We start from the raw sequence: 20,526 nt of genomic DNA on the forward strand, positions 1-20,526 counted from the left end.
ATTGCCAATCAGCACCAACGAAAAACAGATGCATTAATAACGAGTAGAAAAGCGATACCCTGTACCACGAACCGTCTGCACCATTCTATCGTGCCTCCCTACTTCCAACGCTTTGCGCAAACGCCGGATATGCACATCGACGGTGCGATCTTCCACATAGACATTAGTGCCCCACACATAATTGAGCAATTGCTCACGACTATAAACACGCTCTGGATGCGTCATGAAAAAATGGAGCAGCTTGAATTCCGTTGGCCCCATTTCCACATTTTGCCCCTGGCTGGAAACACGGTGGGAGGAAGAGTCCAGTATCAGCCCATCCATATTGATAATATCTTCCGCCGATATGGGGGAAGTGCGGCGCAGAACCGCTTTGATACGGGCAACCAATTCCTTGGGAGAGAAAGGCTTAGTGATATAGTCATCAGCTCCAACATCAAGACCACGAACGCGATCTTCCTCTTCTCCACGAGCCGTTACCATCATGACAGGAATATCTCTGGTGCTGCTATCACGCTTCATCTGCTTAATAAGCTGTATTCCTGAACCTCCGGGAAGCATCCAATCCAATAACACCAAATCGGGATAAGGCTCCGACAAGCGCCCGACAGCAACATCATAGTCTTCTGCTTCAACGGTCTGATAGCCGTTTTGTTCCAACACCAAACAAACCATTTCACGAATCTGGACTTCATCTTCAACTACCAAAATGCGTTTAGCCATGGTTAATCCCATTAATATTATTGAAGTCAGCAATATTCACTTTAAGTCATTATGAGTCAATTTTATGACAAATTTATGAAAATCCTATTTCTCAATTCTCAAACTGCAATCTATTTTGCATAGAATTTATGAGTGCTTTGTCATATTTCATTATGATTGCGAGCCCGCTCGAAAATTCGTGAACAAAGTCAGAATTTCACACGACAGACCTCAAACACTCATTATAATTAGCGCTTGAAACAGATAAGCAAGACTCTTGGGCAACGGTAGGAAAACATGCGAATCATTCATACGTCGGACTGGCATCTTGGGCAATATTTCTTTACCAAAAATCGTGCCGCAGAACATCAGCACTTTTTGCAGTGGCTTATTGAGCAAATCATACGGCATCAGGTTGATGCATTGGTTATTGCCGGCGATATTTTTGATACTGGCTCTCCTCCCAGCTATGCCCGTGAGCTTTATAACCAGTTCGTTGTGGAGCTACAGCCCACTGGCTGCCAGCTTGTCATTCTTGGCGGAAACCATGATTCCGTCGCCACGCTCAATGAATCAAAATCGCTATTCTCTTGTCTGAATACGACAGTAATAGCCAGCGCAGGCGCCGACATCCAGCAGCAGATAAAAGTATTGAATAACCAAAATGGCGAAGCGGGAGCCATTCTCTGTGCCATTCCTTACCTGCGTCCACGGGATATCATGACCAGCCAGGCCGGTCAGTCAGCCACGCAAAAACAGCAGGCATTGCAGAATGCCATTACTGAACACTATCACCAACTTTATCAGCAAGCCGATGCTTTACGGGAACAACTCGGCCAGCCATTGCCGATTATTGCAACCGGACACCTGACCACAGTGGGCGCTTCCACCTCGGATTCTGTTCGGGATATTTACATTGGTACGTTGGACGCATTCCCCGCACAAGCGTTCCCACCTGCTGACTATATTGCATTAGGGCATATCCACCGCCCACAGATCATCGCTAAATCAGACCATATCCGTTACAGCGGTTCCCCGATCCCCCTGAGTTTTGATGAAGTCGGGCAAGAAAAAAGCGTCTGTCTGGTTGATTTTAAAGAAGACAAATTTGATAACGTCACTCTTTTGCCCATCCCAAGCTATCAACCAATGCAGTTGATCCGTGGAAATCTGCAACAAATTGAGGCTCAATTACAAACGTTCAAAGCATATCAAGGAGAACGTCCTGTCTGGCTGGATATTGAAGTCGCGACTCAAGATTACCTGCCTGATATCCAAAAACGCATTCAAACCATGACTGCGGATCTGCCTGTTGAAATCATTCTGTTACGGCGCAGAAAGGCGGCACGCCAAATCTCCCTGTCTGAAACAAATAAAGAGACGCTCAATGAACTCAGCGTGCATGAAGTCTTCGAGCGGCGACTGGCACTGGCTGAAATTGAAGATCAGCCCCAGAAGCAACGCCTGACAACCCTGTTTAAGCAAACGCTGGATGATATTTCTCAGCAATAATATTGAGGATTCGCGCCCATGAAAATTCTTAGCTTACGGCTGAAAAATATCAACTCTCTGCAAGGTGAATGGAAAATTGATTTTACGGCAGAGCCTTTTGCCAGCAATGGGTTATTCGCCATCACAGGCCCAACAGGAGCAGGAAAAACCACCTTGCTGGATGCCATCTGCCTTGCCCTTTACCACGAAACACCACGGTTCAGAAACAACTCTATTTCTGCCACCCAGAATGAATTAATGACCCGCCATACCGCTGAATGTCTGGCTGAAGTGGAATTTGAAGTCAAAGGCATAGCCTACCGTGCATTCTGGAGCCAGCACCGTGCCCGCAATCAGGCTGAAGGCAAACTACAAGATCCAAAAGTTGAATTGGCGCTTAAAGCGGATGGTAAGATTCTGGCTGATAAAGTGAAGGGTAAAAAAGAAAAAATCACTGAAATAACCGGACTTGATTTCGAACGTTTTACCAAATCCATCCTACTGTCACAGGGTGATTTTGCCGCATTTTTAAATGCAGATGATAAAGATCGGGCTGATTTGCTGGAAGAACTAACGGGTACAGAAATTTACGGCATTCTGTCTCAGGAAATTTATCAACGTCATAAACAAGCCCAATCTGAACTGAATATTCAGCAGGCCACTGCTTCCGGCATTGAGTTATTAACCCCAGAGCAAATAGAAAAATACCAGAACGAACAGCAGCAACTTATTGCGGCAGAAACTCAACTCAGCCAACAGATTAAGGCTTTTCAATCTGCCGAACAGTGGCTTATCCGGCAAGATGAGTTACAACAATCAATAACCAGCAGCACTGCACTTTTGCAACAGACTGAGCGAACCATACAAGACGCTCAACCTCAATTACAACAACTTGCCGCCAGCGAACCCGCAGAAAAAATCCGTTCACTATGGGATGCGCAAAACCGAGCCTTTAGCGAAAAACAACGAGTTACTGAACAGCGTATAAAAATAGAACATGATCGCCAGCAACAACTTTCTTTGTTACAGCCAGTTCAACAACAGCTTACAGATTTGGAAAAAACGCAGGGAGAACACCAGCAGAAGCAAATCCAACAGGAAAAACTCATCACAGAGCAGATTATGCCACTCGATCACAAGATTGATACTCAATCAAAAGATCTGCTTACCCTAGAGAAGGAAATAACCAGGCAAAACCGTGAGCTGACAGAAATTTCCACCCAATACCAAGTAGCACAAAATCGCAAAGATACGCTGCATAATGAACAAAAAACGCTGGAAACATACTACGATCAGCACCCTTATTGCCGTAATTTAGACAACAAACTCCCTGAGTGGAAACAGCTATTTTCACGTCAGAAAGAGAAGCAAATACAGATAGCCAAATTTACACAAAAAACACAGCAGATTAGCACTGAATTGGCTCGTATAACCCATCACTTGAATACATTAAATACAGAGTTAGCCAAACAGACAGAGCAAAACCAGCCACTGCACGACAATCTGATACTTACCGAAAAACAACTGACTGATTTGCAGAAAAGTCATCCACCGGAACAATTGCAAAAACAGTTATCAGACTATCAGCAACAACTGAAATCACAGAATCAACTTGAGATATTATTGCCTCAGATCCGGCAATTACAGACCACAATCTCAATCAATCAAACCCAGTCAGCACAGTATCAGGCATTACTGGAACCCTTGCCGATGCAGATCAGCGCACTAGATCAACAGCTAACGGAGAAACAGCAGCATTATGAAGATCTTGCTGATCGAATTCGTTTGGAACAGCGAATCACCAGCCTGGAACAGGAGCGTTCACAGTTAAAAGAAGGCGAAGCCTGCCCACTGTGCGGTTCCACACAACACCCTTTAGTCGCTGAATACCAGAACATTGCCCTGTCACAATCAGAAGAACGCTTAAAATCTCTACGTCATCAAATAGAGCAGCTACAAACAAACCGTTCTGCCCTACAGCAGAAACAGCAGATTCAACAGCAAAATAATCAACAATTACAGCAAAATACGGCTCAATTAACCGAGAAACTGACAGAAACAACGCAACAGTGGAAGCACCACTGCCAACAGTTACAAGCCGCTGAATTACCAATGGAAACAGAACCCGTGAACAATTTCATTGGTCAACGGCAATCTGCCGCTCAGCAGCATCAAAGGCAATACGAAGCATTATTACAAGCAGAAAAAGCACATCAAGCGGCGGAAAAAGCGCTGTCGGCCAATCGTGAACAGCACAAAGCATCTGAACAAACTATTGAGCTGGAAAAGGTCAAATTAGATTCACACCAAAAACAACTGGCAGAAAACACAGCAGAGCTTCGACAGGCAAAAACTGAATACACAGCCACGACAGAGCTATTAGTCAGCGATTTACAACATACGCCTTTTGCTCTGCCCTCTCTGCAAGAAGTCACAATCTGGCTGCAACAACGCGAAACTGAGTTAAAAACCTACCATGATTCACGCGAAAGATGGCAACAGTTACAGCAAGAACAGGCTGCCCTGCAAAGTCAATCGAATGAATTAGAGAAGCAAAAAACTAAGCTGACGATCCGCCTTCATGCCCTGAACGAAAAACAGCAGCAGCAAAAACAGTTACTGGAACAAACAACTCAGGAACGTCATCATTTATTTGGGGAACAATCCGTTAGCAACGTTCGTCAGACATTACAGCAAAAAACTAATGAGCTGGACATCGCTTGCAAACAGGCTACTTCACACCTGCAACAGCGACAAAACGTGATGAACCAACTCACTGGTGCAGCTAGTGAAATTGAAAGAAACAGCAATACCGCCGAAACACAATGCAAACTTGCCGCCAGCGCTTTCCAAAGCGGATTGGAACAACAGGGATTTGCCGATCAATCTGCCTTTGAACAGGTCCTGCTGGAACCTGAACAACGGAAAAAGCTGCAACAATTGCAAGAGCAGCTTACACAGCATCATTTGCAAGCCAAAACACGGCACCATGAATCAGAAACCGCCTTACAGCGACACACTGAAACACAGCCCCAATTACTTGAACAATATGAACCGACGCAAGTCTCCACGGTATTGGCTGACGTTAACGAAAAATTGAAACATAACAATCAGCAACAAGGTGAAGTCAAAACCATACTGAACAGTGATGCTATGCGTCGGCAGAAGCAACAAACACTCCTGGCACAAATTTCCCACTTACAACAAAACTACGATGACTGGAGTTACCTCAATAACCTGATTGGTTCCGCAGACGGTGCTAAATTCCGCCGCTTTGCTCAAGGATTAACTCTGGATCATTTAATCCATCTGGCGAATATTCGACTGGAAAAATTACATGGGCGCTACGATTTGCAACGTAAAGATGAGGGTGGGCTGGAATTGCAAATCATCGATACCTGGCAAGCAGATGCCGTCCGGGATACCAAAACCCTCTCTGGTGGCGAAAGCTTCCTCGTCAGCCTGGCACTCGCACTGGCGCTGTCTGATCTCGTGAGTAACAAGACCCAGATAGAATCCCTATTCCTTGATGAAGGCTTTGGTACTCTTGATCCGGAAACCCTTGATATCGCTCTGGATGCTTTGGATCACTTGAATGCGTCAGGAAAAACAATTGGGGTCATCAGCCATGTTGAAGCAATGAAAGAACGCATTCCTGTTCAGATCAAAGTGGAAAAAGTGAATGGCTTGGGGGTCAGTAGACTGGCATCAGAATTTCGGGTTTAAACGCTAATCGTTTAAGGCTTGGTGAATCATCCATACCCAATGGATTTCGAGTTGCAGCGCGATGGTGAGTGTATAAATTCCCAAAAGCATAGATAACGATGTGATTGGAAAAAATAAGCACGGCCAGCAAAGCTGCAACTTGAAGTATGAAAGATGAAAGAGCCTGACTGAACAGGCTCTTAAGTTCCAATTAGCTTAGTGCTGGATAATATAAAGATCTTTTGTCGAAATATACCCCATGGGATTGACATAAAACCCACCAACATAAGGCTTTACCATTTTTGCATTAACATAATAATAAATAGGAATAACAGGTGAATCTGTGGTGATGACATCTAATCCTTGTTGATAATACGATTTATCATTAGTCTCTCCTGCTTTTTTTATTAAAGCATCGTAATTATTATTTTCATATAGTGAAGTATTTTTAATTTGCCCTGACATAAACATACTTAAAAATGTCATAGGGCTATTATAATCGGCAATCCATGCTCTTCTGATAACATCGAATTTACCTTGATGCATATTATCAAGCATTACTTTCCATTCTTGATTCTGCAAAGTCGCATCAACACCGAGGTTTTTTTCCACATGGAGCTAACCGCAATGGCAATTTTCTTATGCGCTTCTGAGGTGTTATAAAGTAAGTTAAATCTGAGCGGATTATTCTGATTAAATCCTGCATCATTCAATAATGTTTTAGCTTTTTCAATTCGCTGAGCCTGAGTCCATGAAGCATAATCAGGTTCTGTAAATTTAAACCCTCCAACATTGAGAGGAACAACCGTATAAGCCGGCTTCTGCCCCTGACCCAATATCTTATTAGCAATCACTTCTCTATCTACAGCTAAATTCAGTGCCTGCCTCACCTTCATATTATCAAACGGTGGTTTTTTATTATTAATTTCGTAAAAATAAACGCCTGTTTGAGGAGATATATAGATTTGATCGTTGATTGTTTTCTTGAGTGATTCAAAAGAATCCAATGGAATAGTTTCGGTAAAATCAACTTCTCCTGCTAAATAGCGATTCAAAGCAGCTTTTTCTGAACCTATAACAAGATAAGTCACTTTATTAATCACCGTATTTTTATCATCCCAATAATGGGAATTTCTGATACCGATGATTTTTTCATTTACCATCCATTCAGACAATTTAAATGGCCCGCTACCGACAAAAGATTCCGGCCTTGTCCATTTATTGCCATATTTTTTAATCACTTTTTCATTGAGCGGAACCATAACAGGATGGGTCAATATCTGTAAAAAATCCCCCATCGGTTTATCCAGACTGACTTCTAACGTCATATCATCCAATGCTTTTACTCCAAGCTCCTCACCTTTCTTCTTGCCTCTGAGCACATCATTTGCATTTACAATAGCCGCATTCTCAAGATAACTACCGTAAGGAGAAACAATATCGGGATCAACCAGGCGCCGCCAACTAAACACGATATCATTAGCAGTGATTGGTGTGCCATCTGACCATTTAATATCTTTCCTAAGATGGAAAACCCATATTTTGTTATCACGGGTTTCCCAACGCTCTGCCAATTTCGGCTCTATATTACCTTTTCTGTCGGTATAAACTAACCCATCAAAAAAATCATGAATGATATTGAATTCAACATTACTTGAAACTTTGTGTACATCTAATGAAGCAGGTTCTGAAGCATGGTTACGCACAACCTCCTGCTTAGAGGCCAATTTTATACCATCAGGAACAACCGCAGCATGGGACAATGCAATATTTCCCAACATCATCGCAATAGCACAAGAAAGTATTTTTATCTTTTTATTTATTGTGATTTTATTCATATTTTATTCTCCATAATCGTATTTATTTTTACATTTATCTTAAATCCTTCGTGGCAAAATATTTACTATCATTTAATACTTAATGATATAAAGGTCTTTTGTCGAGACATAACCTCTTGGATCAATATAAACTCCACCCAAATAAGGTTTTACCATTTTCGCATTGACATAGTAATAAACAGTAATAACTGGCGAGTCGTCAGTGAAAATATCTACAGCCTGTTGATAATAATCTTTTTTATTCGTCTCCCCTGCTTTTAAAACCAGTTTGTCGAAATTTTGATTAGAATATTTTGATGAATTTTGCGTGCTATCAGACATAAAAATATTTAAAAAACTCATCGGGCTGTTGTAATCGCCAATCCATCCATATCTGGCAACATCAAACTTCCCTTGATATTTATTATCCAACATAACTTTCCATTCTTGATTCTGCAATACTGCATCGACACCAAGATTCTTTTTCCACATAGAGCTGACCGCAATGGCAATTTTCTTATGCGCTTCTGAAGTGTTATAAAGTAAGTTAAATCTGAGCGGATTATTTTGATTAAATCCGGCTTCATTCAACAATGATTTGGCTTTTTCAATCCGCTGTTTTTGTGTCCAGGATGCATAATCAGGCTGTTGGAAATCAAAGCCACCGGTTTTCGGTGGAAGGAGTGTATAAGCAGGTCTTTGGCCTTGTCCCAAGACTTTATTGGCGATAATGTCCCGATCCACGGCCAGACTCAGTGCCTGCCTGACTCTAACATCATTGAAGGGGGGCTTTTGTGTATTAAATTCATAATAATAGACGCCCAGCCTTGGAGAAATATAAATTTGTTCACCTGAGTTTTTCTTTAATGATGGGAAGGATTCCAATGGAATAGTCAGAGTGATATCAATTTCTCCTGCCAAATAACGGTTTAGATCTGCTTTATCTGAAGAGAGAGGAAGATAAGTCACTTTATTAATAACTGTGTTTTTATCATCCCAATATTGAGGATTCCTGACACCGATAACTTTTTCATTAACGATCCATTCTGACAATTTAAATGGCCCGCTACCGACAAAATACTCAGGTTTTGTCCATTTATCGCCATATTTTTTAATTGTTTTTTCACTAACAATCACCATAATCGGGTGAGCCAGCATCTGTAAAAAGTCTCCTACTGGCCTGTCTAACTTCACTTCCAGCGTAAAATCATCCAGCGCTTTTATACCCAAATCTTCCGCTTGCTTCTTACCTGTAAGTATATCATTCGCGTTAACGACAGTGGCATTAACCAGATAACTGCCATAAGGAGAACCCATTTGAGGATTAAGCAGGCGCTGCCAGCTAAATACCACATCATGAGCAGTAATGGGTGAACCATCAGACCATTTAGCGCCTTTTCTTAAATGAAAAATCCAAGTTTGATTATTTTCCGTCTCCCAACTTGTCGCCAATTTTGGTATGATGTCACCTTTATTATCGGTGTAAACCAAACCATCAAAAAAATCATGAATAATATTAAATTCAGTATCGCTTTCGACTTTATGTACATCCAGAGATGCGGGTTCTGAACCGTTATTACGCACAATTTCCTGTTTATCGGCCAGTTGCGTACCCAGTGGGATAATCGCAGCATAGGACAAAGTCATATTTCCCATAATAATAGCGATGGAGCAGGATAATGATTTAATTATTTTTTTCGTCATTAACTCTATTTTATTTATTTTCATATTATTCTCCATAATTATATTTATAATATCTTTTATCTAATGTTTAATAATATACAGATCTTTTGTGGAAATATAATCCATTGGATTAATGTAAAGCCCACCGACATACGGTTTTACCAATTTATTACTAACGTAATAGTAGATAGGAATAATTGGCATATCATTGGTGAAAATATTCATAGCTTTTTGATAATAGATTATATCATTGGTTTCACCTGCTTTAATCACCATCTGATCAAAATCGCTATTTTCATATAAGGGTATGTTATGACTACTTCCTGTGATGAACGTATCCAAGAAAGACATAGGGCTATTATAATCCGCAGTCCATGCGTATCTGACAACATCAAACTTGTTTTGATGCATATTATCCAACATCACCTTCCATTCTTGATTTTGCAAGTTGGCTTGAACACCAAGATGTTTTTTCCACATTGAAGTAACGGCTATAGCAATTTTCTTATGCGCTTCTCTTGTATTATAAAGCAGGTTAAATTGCAGTGGATTATCTTGATTAAAGCCCGCTTCATTCAATAACTCTCTGGCTTTTTTAATACGTTGTTCTTGTGTCCAAGAGGCAGCTTCAGGTGGTATTAAATTGAATCCCCCCGTATTTGGCGGAATAATATCATAGGCAGGTCGTTGACCCTGTCCCAATACTTTATTAGCAATAACGTCTCTATCTACGGCTAAACTTAATGCCTGCCTCACCCTAACATCATCAAATGGCGGTTTTTTAGTATTGAAGACGTAATAGTAAGTACTCAACATGGGAGCAATATGAACCTGATCGCCCAATTTTTTCTTTAATGACGCAAAAGAATCCAATGCAATAGACTGGGTGATATCAATTTCGTCTGCGAGATAGCGGTTTAAATCTGCTTTTTCTGATACAAGAGAAAGATAAGTTACTTTATTGATTACGGTGTTCTTATCATCCCAGTACTGAGGGTTTCTGACACCAACCACGTTTTCATTCACTTTCCATTCAGACAGTTTAAAAGCGCCACTAGAAACAAAAACGTCTGGCTGCATCCATTTATCACCATATTTTTTAACGGCTTTTTCACTGATAGGCACCAAAATCGGGTGGGTCAACATCTGCAATAAATAAGCGACAGGCTTCTCTAATTTGACTTCCAAGGTTAAATCATCCGTCGCTTTTACACCCAGTTCTTGTTTTTTCTTCTTGCCTGACAGTATATCGTTTGCATTGACCACAAAAGCGGAGCCGAGGTAACTGCTATAAGGAGATCCTATCTCTGGATCAAGTAAGCGTTGCCAGCTAAAAACCACATCGTGAGCCGTAATCGGTGAACCATCAGACCATTTGCTGCCTTTTCTGATATGGAAGATCCAAATCTGGTTATCCTTCGTTTCCCAGCTTTCCGCTAATCTGGGCACAATATTGCCTGTGCTATCGGTGTAAACCAAACCATCAAAAAAATCATGGATAATATTCAACTCAACATTACTTTCAACTTTATGCACATCCAAAGAGGCAGGAAATGAACCATTATTACGCACAATTTCCTGTTTATCGGCTAACTGGGTTCCGGGCGGAACTACTGCTGCATGAGATTGTGCGATATTTGCCAATATAATCGCTATAGAGCAGGTGAGTATTTTGGTTGTTTTATTTTTTATAAACTTAGCTATGATATTTTTCATTTTTACCATCTCCATTATTGTCATTATTTTTTATTACATCACATTACCATTTCGTTGTAATTACGAATTAAATTAATCTATTCATGTAATAAGATCTTGTTTAAACAGACTCTTATTTTCGATACAACCTAGTGTTTAATAATATACAGATCTTTTGTTGGAATATCCCCTAACGGGCTAATATGAACCCCGCCAACATAAGGTTTTACTAATTTAGTGCGAACATAATAATAAACAGGAATGGCAGGTGAATCTTGAGTGAGGATATCAAGTGCCCGCTGATAATATATTTTGTTGTTAGTTTCATCCGCCTTTAATACCCATTGATCAAATTCTTTATTACTATATTTCGGTATGTTATTGGTATTCCCTGTAGTAAAAATATCTAAAAAAGATGTTGGACTATTATAATCCGCATTCCATGCGTATCTGACAACCTCAAAATTTCCTTGAGACATGGTATCGTACAGTGATTTGCTTTCTTGATTTTGTAAAACAACTTCAACACCGAGATTCTTTTTCCACATCGAACTGGCTGCAATGGCAATTTTTTTATGGCCATCTGAAGTGTTATACAACAAGGTAAATTTGAGCGGGTTATTTTCATTAAAACCAGCTTCATTCAGTAACGCTTTGGCTTTTTCAACACGCTGTACTTGTGTCCATGAGGCATAATCAGGATGTTTTAAATAAATTCCCCCGCTACCTGGATAAACCACATCGAAAGCCGGTTTTTGCCCATTCCCCAATACCTTGTCAGTAATAATAGCTCTGTCCAACGCTAAAGTCAGTGCTTGCCTGACCCGAACATCATTAAATGGCGGTTTTTGCGTATTAAAAAGATAATAATAAACACTCATTATGGGCGAAATATGGAATTGATCGCCAAACTTCTTTTTGAGTGTTGGAAAGAAATCCGATGGGCCACCGTTGGATATATCAAGCTCTCCTGCCATATAACGATTGAGGTCAGCTTTATAGTCTGACAATGGCAGATAAGTGACTTTGTTAATCACCGTGTGCTTATCATCCCAATAGTAAGGATTTCTGACGCCCACAATTTTTTCATTCACTATCCATTCAGAGAGTTTAAAAGGCCCGTTGCTGACAAAAAATTCGGGTTGTGTCCATTTATTACCATATTTTTTGACGACCTTTTCACTGATGGGAGACATTACCGGATGCGCCATCATTTGTAATAAATCCGCTTTTGGCCTTCCCAAAGTGACTTCTATGGTTGCATCATCCAGTGCTTTCACACCGAGTTCTTCGGGTTTTTTCTTGCCCGATAACACATCATATGCATTTACCACAGTTGCCTGAACCAAATAGCTACCATAAGGAGAAATAGTGTCAGGCGTGACCATTCGCCGCCAAGAGAAAACCACATCATGAGCAGTGATGGGTGAACCATCTGACCATTTAACACCTTTTCTTAAATGGAAAACCCACGTTTTATTATCGTTGGTTTCCCAACGTTCAGCTAAGGCAGGAATAATTTTATCTTTTTTATCGATAGCCACCATCCGTTCAAAAAAATCACGCAGAATATCAAATTCACTGCTGCTGTCGGATTTATGAGGGTCTAAAGAGACGGGTTCTGAAAAATTATTACGCGTGATTTCTTGTTTATCGGCCAATTGTGTACCAGAAGGAATAACGGCTGCATAAGAGTAAGTTACACTTCCTAGTATAAGACTCACAATACAGGTTAATACTTTAGCAATTTTATTTTTTATTAAGCTCACCATAAAATTCTGCATATTGATATTCTCCATAGATATTTTGATTATTATTAATAAATATTACATATATCACTATTACCTTAATGATCATGGCTATTACAGTTAATGCCTTCGTGTAATTCGCCTGTTTAATTTACCTAAACTCCGTCAGAGCTGCTTACACGTAACGTAAAAAGCAACGCCAGATAAGTAGCGTTGCTCTTAATTATCAGAATCAGCACGATACTTACAGTATCTTTGATTTGCCTGTTTTACCTACAGTAATTTTCTTTATCTCTTACTGAGGTCACATTATTTTCTATTTATATCAACGATGCGATCCTGTTTTGGATAAATAATCGGAGACTTTTTAGCGAAGTAGTTAACGACAGCCTCTATATCAGGGACGCTGTAAACAGGATCGGTTCCCTCTTTAAATACAGAGAAATTACTGCCTCCCGTTGCCAGATATTCATTGGCCGCCACGCGATATTTCGCTTTTAAGTCAACGGGCTTACCATTGATTTTCATTGAGCTGACCATGACACGTTCTCCCACGGGTTTTGAGCTATCCCATGCGTATTCAAAACTGTGAGATATCGCCAGAATTTGTGGCCGTGAACGATCCCACTGCTGTTCCAGCAGACGTTTGATCTGCTCGCCAGTCAATGTTTTGGTCACCAGCATATTCGAGAACGGCTGAACGGTATAAATTGCATTGTACGTCACATCGCCGGCGTCCATCGGGGCGCGGATACCACCGCCATTCACAAACGCAAGTTGCGCTCCGCCCGCCTTTTTTGGCGCGGTGGTAAATAAGTGAGCGTCAGCAATCACTTTACCCAACGAGGATTCTCCACCATGGGTTGTCTGTTGAGTCAAATTGCTTTCCAGTTTGCCAATCACGCGGTTTGCCAGCGGAGTGGCAATTTTTTCATAGGCAGCCAACAAATTGGTAATTTGCGGATCTTTGGCATATTTACGATTATCAACCCAGATGTTTTTCGCCTTGAAATCAACCACATCTTTGGTGGTTTTATCCAATTTCAGATCCAATCTGGTGATCAACGCGCCATTGGATTCGGCAGAAGTAACGGATTTACCATTAATCACGCAGTTATACGCCTGATGAGTATGACCGCTGATGACGAAATCCACTTCTTTATCCAAATGATTGACGATATCCAGCACTTTGCCTGTCACGTCATTACAGGCGTTAACGTCAATCCGGCCACCTTCACGTTTTTGAGCCGCTCCTTCATGGATCAAAACACCAATCGCTTTCACGCCTTTTTTCTGTAATTCCGGCACCAACGCGTTGATAGTTTTGACTTCATTGGCAAAACTCAGCCCTTCTGTGCCCTGCGGGGTGACGATGGCTGGCGTGCCTTCCAGCGTCAAGCCAATAAAGGCCACAGGAATTCCGTCAAATTCTTTGATCACATATTCAGGGAATAGGGTTTTGCCCGTCTTATCGACGGTGACGTTAGCGGACAAATACTGGAATTCAGCGCCCTTGAATGGCGTTGGCCCCTGACAGCCGGTTACTGGGTGGCAACCGCCATTTTGTTTACGCAGCAACTCATCCTTACCCTTATCAAATTCATGGTTACCCACGGAAGTCGCTTCCAACCCAGCAAGGGACAGGGCTTCAATGCTCGGCTCATCATGGAACATGGAAGAGAGCAGCGGGCTGGCGCCTATCATGTCACCCGCAGCAACCACGATATTATTCGGATTCTCTTGCTTCAGTTCTTTCAGTAGTGTTGCCATATGTTCGATACCCCCCGGCTGATTTGGGCCGGGTGCTTTCAGGGCGCCATGAAAGTCATTCAAGGCCAGTACTCGAACATCGACTCTATTTGCTGTGTCATCAGCGGGTTTAGTTGCACATCCCGCCGCCGTCAATGCCAGAACGATAGGCAATAGTTTAAAAAAACGCATAATAAGAAATCCTTTATCAATGAAACAATCAGCCTGCCCCACAGGGCAGGCTCCAGTCAGATCAGGGTTTATTTCTTCTCTGTCAGATCAATTTGATAGACAGCAAAACCAACATCATCATTTTTCAGGTATTTCACAGGATATTGAGCGTGCGATTTGATGAATATTGCGGCTTTCTCGGTTGGAGACGTTTCAAAGCGCACATCCAGTTTTTTATCCGTCTTGATCGGCAGGAATGACCAGTTGTTTTCAGCCTGCGTTGATACTATGCCCTTCTCTTTGGTGATTCGGGAAATGTAGGAGGCCAGAATAGTACGATTTTCATCGGGTGAAGCGAAGGCGATGTGGTTATCACCCGTGCCAGCAAATTTACCGCCGTAACCACGGTAGTTATTGGTTGCAATCAAGAAGGTCGCTTTCGGATCAATGGGTTTACCCTGATAGGTCACGTCTTTGATTCGATTCGCCTCTTTGTTGATCAGCTGGCAGTCGGTATCATATTTCGCAGGCTGAGTCAGGTCTATCTTATAATCAACGCCGCTGATGGTATCGAAGTTATAAGTACGGAAGCCATCCCAGTTCAGTAAATTTTGCGGTTTGGCAGAGTTCGGATCAATCTGGTTATACATCCCCGCTGAACATTCCAGCCATTGAACGACGTCAGCGCCGCTCGCTTTCACTACCACCAGAGTATTCGGGTAGAGATACAGGTCAGCAGCGTTACGGAAAGTCTGATTCCCTTTTTCTACTTCGACAAAATCAGCCGGCGCATTTTTGCGTCCACCCACTTTAAATGGCGCTGCGGCAGCTAATACCGGCAGATCGGCCAGATCAGGATCTCCCTGAATGAAACGCTTGGTGTAATCAATCTGGGCATCATTGACGATCTGAACGGTCGGATCGCTCTGGATCAGAGCCAGATAGCTATACATATTCGCAGAGGCTTTACCGATAAGTTTGCCAACGAACTTACGGGTTCCTTCATTCTCTTTCTCAATAATGGCAGCCAGTTTGTTATCCCGCTCAACCCGCGCTTTTTTGTGGGCTTTGTCGTAAATTGGGCGCGCTTCCGCCTTAGCTGATTCCGTTTTCCATTCGCCGCTGTCGTTATTGATCACCAGATCAACAACGCCCAAGTGATCTCCCCACTGACCCGGCATTACGGCAGGAATGCCATTGACCGTTCCATTGGCAACATCGACGCCCTTGATGCCAGCATATTCCTTACTCGGGAAGACACCGTGGGCATGACCGAACATGATGGCGTTAATACCGGAAACTTCACTCAAATAGTAAACAGAGTTTTCCGCCATCGCTTTGTAAGGCTCTTGGGAAAAGCCAGAATGTGGGATGGCGACAACCAAGTCTGCCCCTTCTTTTTTCATTTGAGGGACGAATTTTTTCGCAGTCTCGGTGATATCGTTGACCACCACTTTGCCATCCAGATTTGCTTTATCCCAAATACTGATTTGAGGTGGCACAAAGCCGATATAGCCGATCTTAATGGTGTGTTCTTTGCCTTCACGATCTTTGACTGGGGTATCAACAATAATGTAAGGCGTAAAGTAGTTTTTGCCTGTCTTGGCATCCATGATATTGGCATTAATATAAGGGAATTTGGCACCTGCGATGGCCTGTTTCAGGTAATCCAGACCAAAGTTGAATTCGTGGTTACCAAAGTTACCTACGGTATAGCCCATGGTATTCATCAGTTTGTGGGCAGGATGGACATCACCTTTTTTAAGGCCTTTTGCCGCCATGTAATCTGCCAGCGGACTGCCTTGAATCAGGTCACCGTTATCAACCAGAACCGCGTTGGTTGCTTCAGCTTTGGCTGCTTTGATTAAGTTCGCGGTACGAACCAAACCAAACTGCTCAGTAGGTTTATCTTTAAAGTAATCGAAATCAATCAGATTGCTGTGAATATCCGATGTTTCCATAACGCGTAAATCGACTGTTGCAGCATTCACATTGAATGCCACCAGCATTGCCAATGTTGAAATCTTCAACATATTCTTCATCATGTACCCCCTCTATTGAATGATGTGGAAGAGCCGGTCAATGGGCTCTTTCCATAATATTTTGTCTAGCAATACAAACGCGCCGCTGGAATATAGCGCAAAAGGCCAAGTCAAAATATCAGGCAGACTCCATAAGAACCTGAGACTACGAACGCCCATGCTCTTCAATCCAATCGACGGCAAAAGGTAAAATATCCTCGCTGGAAACCAATAAACTCTTAGCCGTGCCAATCATGTAACCGCGATCTTGAAGTCCTCAATTGCAGCGCAGCGTCAACCCAAGGTATCGATAGCGACATGTTTAATTCATGCCGCTATCTGTGTTAATTACCGGAGTATGTAGTTATTTATGAGGCCACAGCCAAGCGGCACCTCGTACCCCACTGGAGTCACCATGCAGTGCTTTTTTGATCGGCGTTGCGCACTCCCCACCAAAAACCCACTCTTGAACTAAACCGGGTAAGGTCTGGTAAAGGCGATCGACGTTACTCATGCCTCCTCCCAGCACAATGACATCAGGATCAAGTAAATTAATGACTTGTGCCAACGCCCGTGCCAGACGTCTTTCATAACGGCATATAGCCAATTCAGCTATCTCATCCCCCTGTACCAGCGCTTCCATGATTTCATGACCTTTCTTACGAACTCCACTTAAGCGGAAGTAATCCGTCATGAATCCCGTTCCCGACACAAACATTTCGGTACAACCCGGTTTACCACAGAAACAACGGACTTCTTCTTGATATGCCCGATCTTCCTCGTCCATCCACGGTAACGGGTTATGTCCCCATTCCCCTGCCAGACCATTTCCCCCCGCATGTACCCTGCCATTAAAGGCAATGCCTGAACCACAGCCCGTACCAATAATGACTGCAAACACCATTGGCTTACCCGCTGCGGCTCCATCTGTCGCTTCCGACACTGCCAGACAGTTTGCATCGTTGGCGACCCGCACTTCACGCCCCAGCAAGGCAGAAAGATCCTTATCCAGGATCTGCCCGTTCATCCAGACTGAATTAGCATTTTTTACTTTTCCGGTAAAAGGAGAAATGGCTCCGGGGATGCCAATACCCACCGTTCCCCGCTGGCCGGTTACCTGTTCAGCATCGGCAATCAGCCCGGCAATCGCTGCCAGTGTTTGCTGATAATCGTTGCGGGGCGTATCCACCCGTTTGCGAAACAATGCCTCACCCTGATCGCCCAAGGCGATCACTTCAATCTTGGTTCCACCGAGATCAATACCTATACGCATAGCTTACCTTTTTCTATTTCTATTGTTTTCTATCGTTATTTAGAGCTGATTAAATTATGTTACTGCATAATCATTGCCTGAGCCGCACTGACAATCAAGCGTTATAGCCACTCTTTATGCTCTGAAATTGATGAAGTTCTAGGGCTTCGTCACATGATTCGTTATTATGCCCCCTTACGTTTTAAGATGTTCTTTGTCACGATGCGCAAAAATATGGGGTAGCTGCATGTTATGGTTCAAAAATTTAATGATTTACCGTTTAAACCGAGAAATATCACTTTCTGCGGATGAACTGGAAAAACAGTTAAGCTCATTGGCGTTCACCCCATGCGGTAGTCAAGATATGATGAAGACAGGCTGGGTTCCTCCGATGGGCGCTCACGGTGAAGCACTGACTCATGCCACAGGTAATCAGATCCTCATCTGTGCGCGCAAAGAAGAAAAAATGCTGCCTTCTCCGGTGATAAAACAGGAACTACAGGCCAAAATTGCCCGTCTGGAAGGTGAGCAGCACCGTAAACTGAAAAAAACAGAAAAAGACTCACTGAAAGATGAAGTGATCCACACGCTGCTGCCAAGGGCGTTCAGCCGTTTCAATCAGACGTATATCTGGATAGATACCGTCAACAATCTGATCATTGTTGACGCAGCCAGTGCAAAGCGCGCTGAAGATAATCTGGCATTACTGAGAAAAACGCTGGGATCACTGCCCGTCGTTCCCCTGACATTCACCGATCCTATTGAATTGACCTTAACCGAATGGGTACGTTCAGGCGATTTGCCCGCCGGTTATGCTTTGATGGATGAAGCTGAGTTAAAAGCCATTCTGGAAGAAGGTGGCGTGATCCGCTGTAAAAAACAGGCATTGGTGTCTGACGAAATTGCGACACATATTGAATCTGGCAAATTCGTCACTAAACTGGCATTGGATTGGGAAGAACGTATCCAATTCATGCTGTCAGATGATGGTTCTTTCAAACGCATCAAATTCAGCGAAACACTGCGTGATCAAAATGACGATATCGACCGTGAAGATGTTGCTCAACGATTCGACGCGGATTTTATCTTAATGACAGGCGAATTAAGTGCGCTTATCAAAAACACCATTGATGCGTTAGGCGGTGAAGCAGAAAGGTAATTTTTTCTGTTTTCCCGTATTCACTGATTATGTGAATACGGGAAATAACAAAATGATAATCATGCAGCCAGAGATTAAATCTGGCTGATAAAATCAGAACCGATAAACTAAACCAACTCCCAGAACATTATCCGTATTGATGTTCACTTTTTTGGTGAACTCATTGTCTTTCATCAAGTTGATCTTATATTCAGCATAAGTGCCCATATTTTTGTTGAAATTATAGTAAGCACCGACAGAGACGTAATTCACTAAATCTTCAGAATTTTTAGCAGCCAGCACGTTAGTCTCACTATCTCCACCCAAATCTTTGCCTTTAGAATAAACATAACCTATTGATGGGCGCAGACCAAAATCAAACTGATACTGAGCGGTCAGTTCGATGTTCTGAGTTTTATTTGCGAACAAAACATAATTATCGAGTTTACCAAATCGGGTTAAATTACGGCCTTCACCATACATAGCTGCCAGGTAAACATTGTTTTTGTCATATTTCACAGACATCAGCCATGCTTCAGTATTGCTCCCTTTGGCGACAACCTTCGTTTGGTCAGTCCCATTTTTTTGTGCGGAAGTTCGGTTAGAGTTGCCATATGATGCAGCCATACTGATACCATTACCGAAATCATAGGAGCTGGAAAGACCAAAACCATCACCATTTTGTCTCAAAATATCATCACGGCCATTAATGGTGCTGCTGTCATTTTTAGTCTGATATTGCAGGGCAAACTTAAGCCCGTCCACCAATCCGAAAAAGTCAGTATTACGGTATGTTAATAACCCTGTCGAACGCCCCATCCAGAAATTATCGGTCGCAGCTATGGAGTCACCACCAAAGAATGGCAATTCATCCGTCCATGCGTTGGTGTCATATACCACACCATAGTTACGCCCATAATCCAGTGAGCCGTACTTGCCGAATTTCAACCCGGCGAAAGCCAGACGTGTTCTGTTATTCTTAGCACCTTCGGTTTCAGACCCGCTTGCGCCCATGTTGTATTCCCAACGCCCGAACCCCGTCAACTGATCCGTAATCTGGGTTTCTCCTTTGATCCCCAGACGAGCGACAGAATTATCACCATTCTTTTTATTCCCTGATTTGGCAAAATAGTGCTGAACATCTGCCTTGCCATATAAATCAATTTTATTACCGTCTTTATTATAAATTTCAGCGGCATTTACTGTGCCAGCGATGAGGAGAACCGGAATTGCCATTGCTATTGCGTTGTGTTTTATCATTATCATAATCCTCATTAATATTGTTATTTATTTAGCCACTACCAATAAATACACTTTCTAAGAAATACTTTCTCTGAAAGAAACCATTTAGGTG

The 20,526-nt window shown here is 42.4% G+C and carries 11 protein-coding genes and 1 pseudogene; 3 read left to right on the plus strand and 9 right to left on the minus strand.

The window, feature by feature from the left end; all coding sequences use genetic code 11:
• Positions 1-33: 33 nt before the first annotated feature.
• On the minus strand, positions 34-723 hold the full coding sequence (phoB, locus tag NXS07_RS03155; protein ID WP_238125109.1) for a phosphate regulon transcriptional regulator PhoB: 690 nt from the start codon (positions 721-723) through the stop codon (positions 34-36).
• 276 nt (positions 724-999) lie between these two features.
• Between phoB and sbcD the strand changes: the two genes are divergently transcribed.
• Entirely contained in the window at positions 1,000-2,214 is a 1,215-nt protein-coding gene (sbcD, locus tag NXS07_RS03160; protein WP_038222006.1) for an exonuclease subunit SbcD, read from the plus strand.
• A gap of 18 nt (positions 2,215-2,232) precedes the next feature.
• Positions 2,233-5,919 carry an AAA family ATPase gene (locus NXS07_RS03165; protein ID WP_258086151.1) on the plus strand — a complete coding sequence of 1,229 codons (3,687 nt, stop codon included), beginning with the start codon at positions 2,233-2,235 and terminating at the stop codon, positions 5,917-5,919.
• Between the two features lie 195 nt (positions 5,920-6,114).
• Here NXS07_RS03165 and NXS07_RS03170 read toward each other — a convergent pair.
• The 7 genes and pseudogenes from NXS07_RS03170 to mak form a co-directional block, all read right to left on the minus strand.
• A pseudogene (locus NXS07_RS03170) lies at positions 6,115-7,736 on the minus strand (ABC transporter substrate-binding protein).
• 72 nt (positions 7,737-7,808) lie between these two features.
• On the minus strand, positions 7,809-9,443 hold the full coding sequence (locus tag NXS07_RS03175) for an ABC transporter substrate-binding protein (protein ID WP_258086152.1): 1,635 nt from the start codon (positions 9,441-9,443) through the stop codon (positions 7,809-7,811).
• A 36-nt stretch (positions 9,444-9,479) separates the two neighbouring features.
• A complete protein-coding gene (locus NXS07_RS03180) occupies positions 9,480-11,114 on the minus strand; it encodes an ABC transporter substrate-binding protein (RefSeq protein ID WP_258086153.1) in 1,635 nt (544 codons plus the stop codon).
• Between the two features lie 128 nt (positions 11,115-11,242).
• A complete protein-coding gene (locus NXS07_RS03185; RefSeq protein ID WP_258086154.1) occupies positions 11,243-12,877 on the minus strand; it encodes an ABC transporter substrate-binding protein in 1,635 nt (544 codons plus the stop codon).
• Between the two features lie 273 nt (positions 12,878-13,150).
• Positions 13,151-14,782, minus strand: a complete 1,632-nt coding sequence (locus NXS07_RS03190) for a bifunctional metallophosphatase/5'-nucleotidase (protein ID WP_038205219.1) — start codon at positions 14,780-14,782, stop codon at positions 13,151-13,153.
• Between the two features lie 68 nt (positions 14,783-14,850).
• Positions 14,851-16,803: a bifunctional 2',3'-cyclic-nucleotide 2'-phosphodiesterase/3'-nucleotidase gene (locus tag NXS07_RS03195; protein WP_498063291.1), complete on the minus strand. Its 1,953-nt coding sequence runs from the start codon at positions 16,801-16,803 to the stop codon at positions 14,851-14,853.
• A 343-nt stretch (positions 16,804-17,146) separates the two neighbouring features.
• Entirely contained in the window at positions 17,147-18,055 is a 909-nt protein-coding gene (mak, locus tag NXS07_RS03200; RefSeq protein ID WP_038205020.1) for a fructokinase, read from the minus strand.
• A gap of 226 nt (positions 18,056-18,281) precedes the next feature.
• On the opposite strand from mak, the gene rdgC reads away from it, so the two are divergent.
• Positions 18,282-19,193, plus strand: coding sequence for a recombination-associated protein RdgC (rdgC, locus tag NXS07_RS03205; protein WP_038205023.1), 912 nt, complete (start codon positions 18,282-18,284; stop codon positions 19,191-19,193).
• Between the two features lie 93 nt (positions 19,194-19,286).
• On the opposite strand, the gene NXS07_RS03210 is transcribed toward rdgC, so the two are convergent.
• Complete coding sequence (locus NXS07_RS03210; RefSeq protein WP_308686590.1) at positions 19,287-20,432, minus strand: porin; 1,146 nt, start codon at positions 20,430-20,432, stop codon at positions 19,287-19,289.
• Positions 20,433-20,526 lie beyond the last annotated feature (94 nt).

Source organism: Xenorhabdus bovienii (genome assembly GCF_024721015.1).
In the GTDB taxonomy this organism is placed as follows: Bacteria; Pseudomonadota; Gammaproteobacteria; order Enterobacterales; family Enterobacteriaceae; genus Xenorhabdus; species Xenorhabdus bovienii.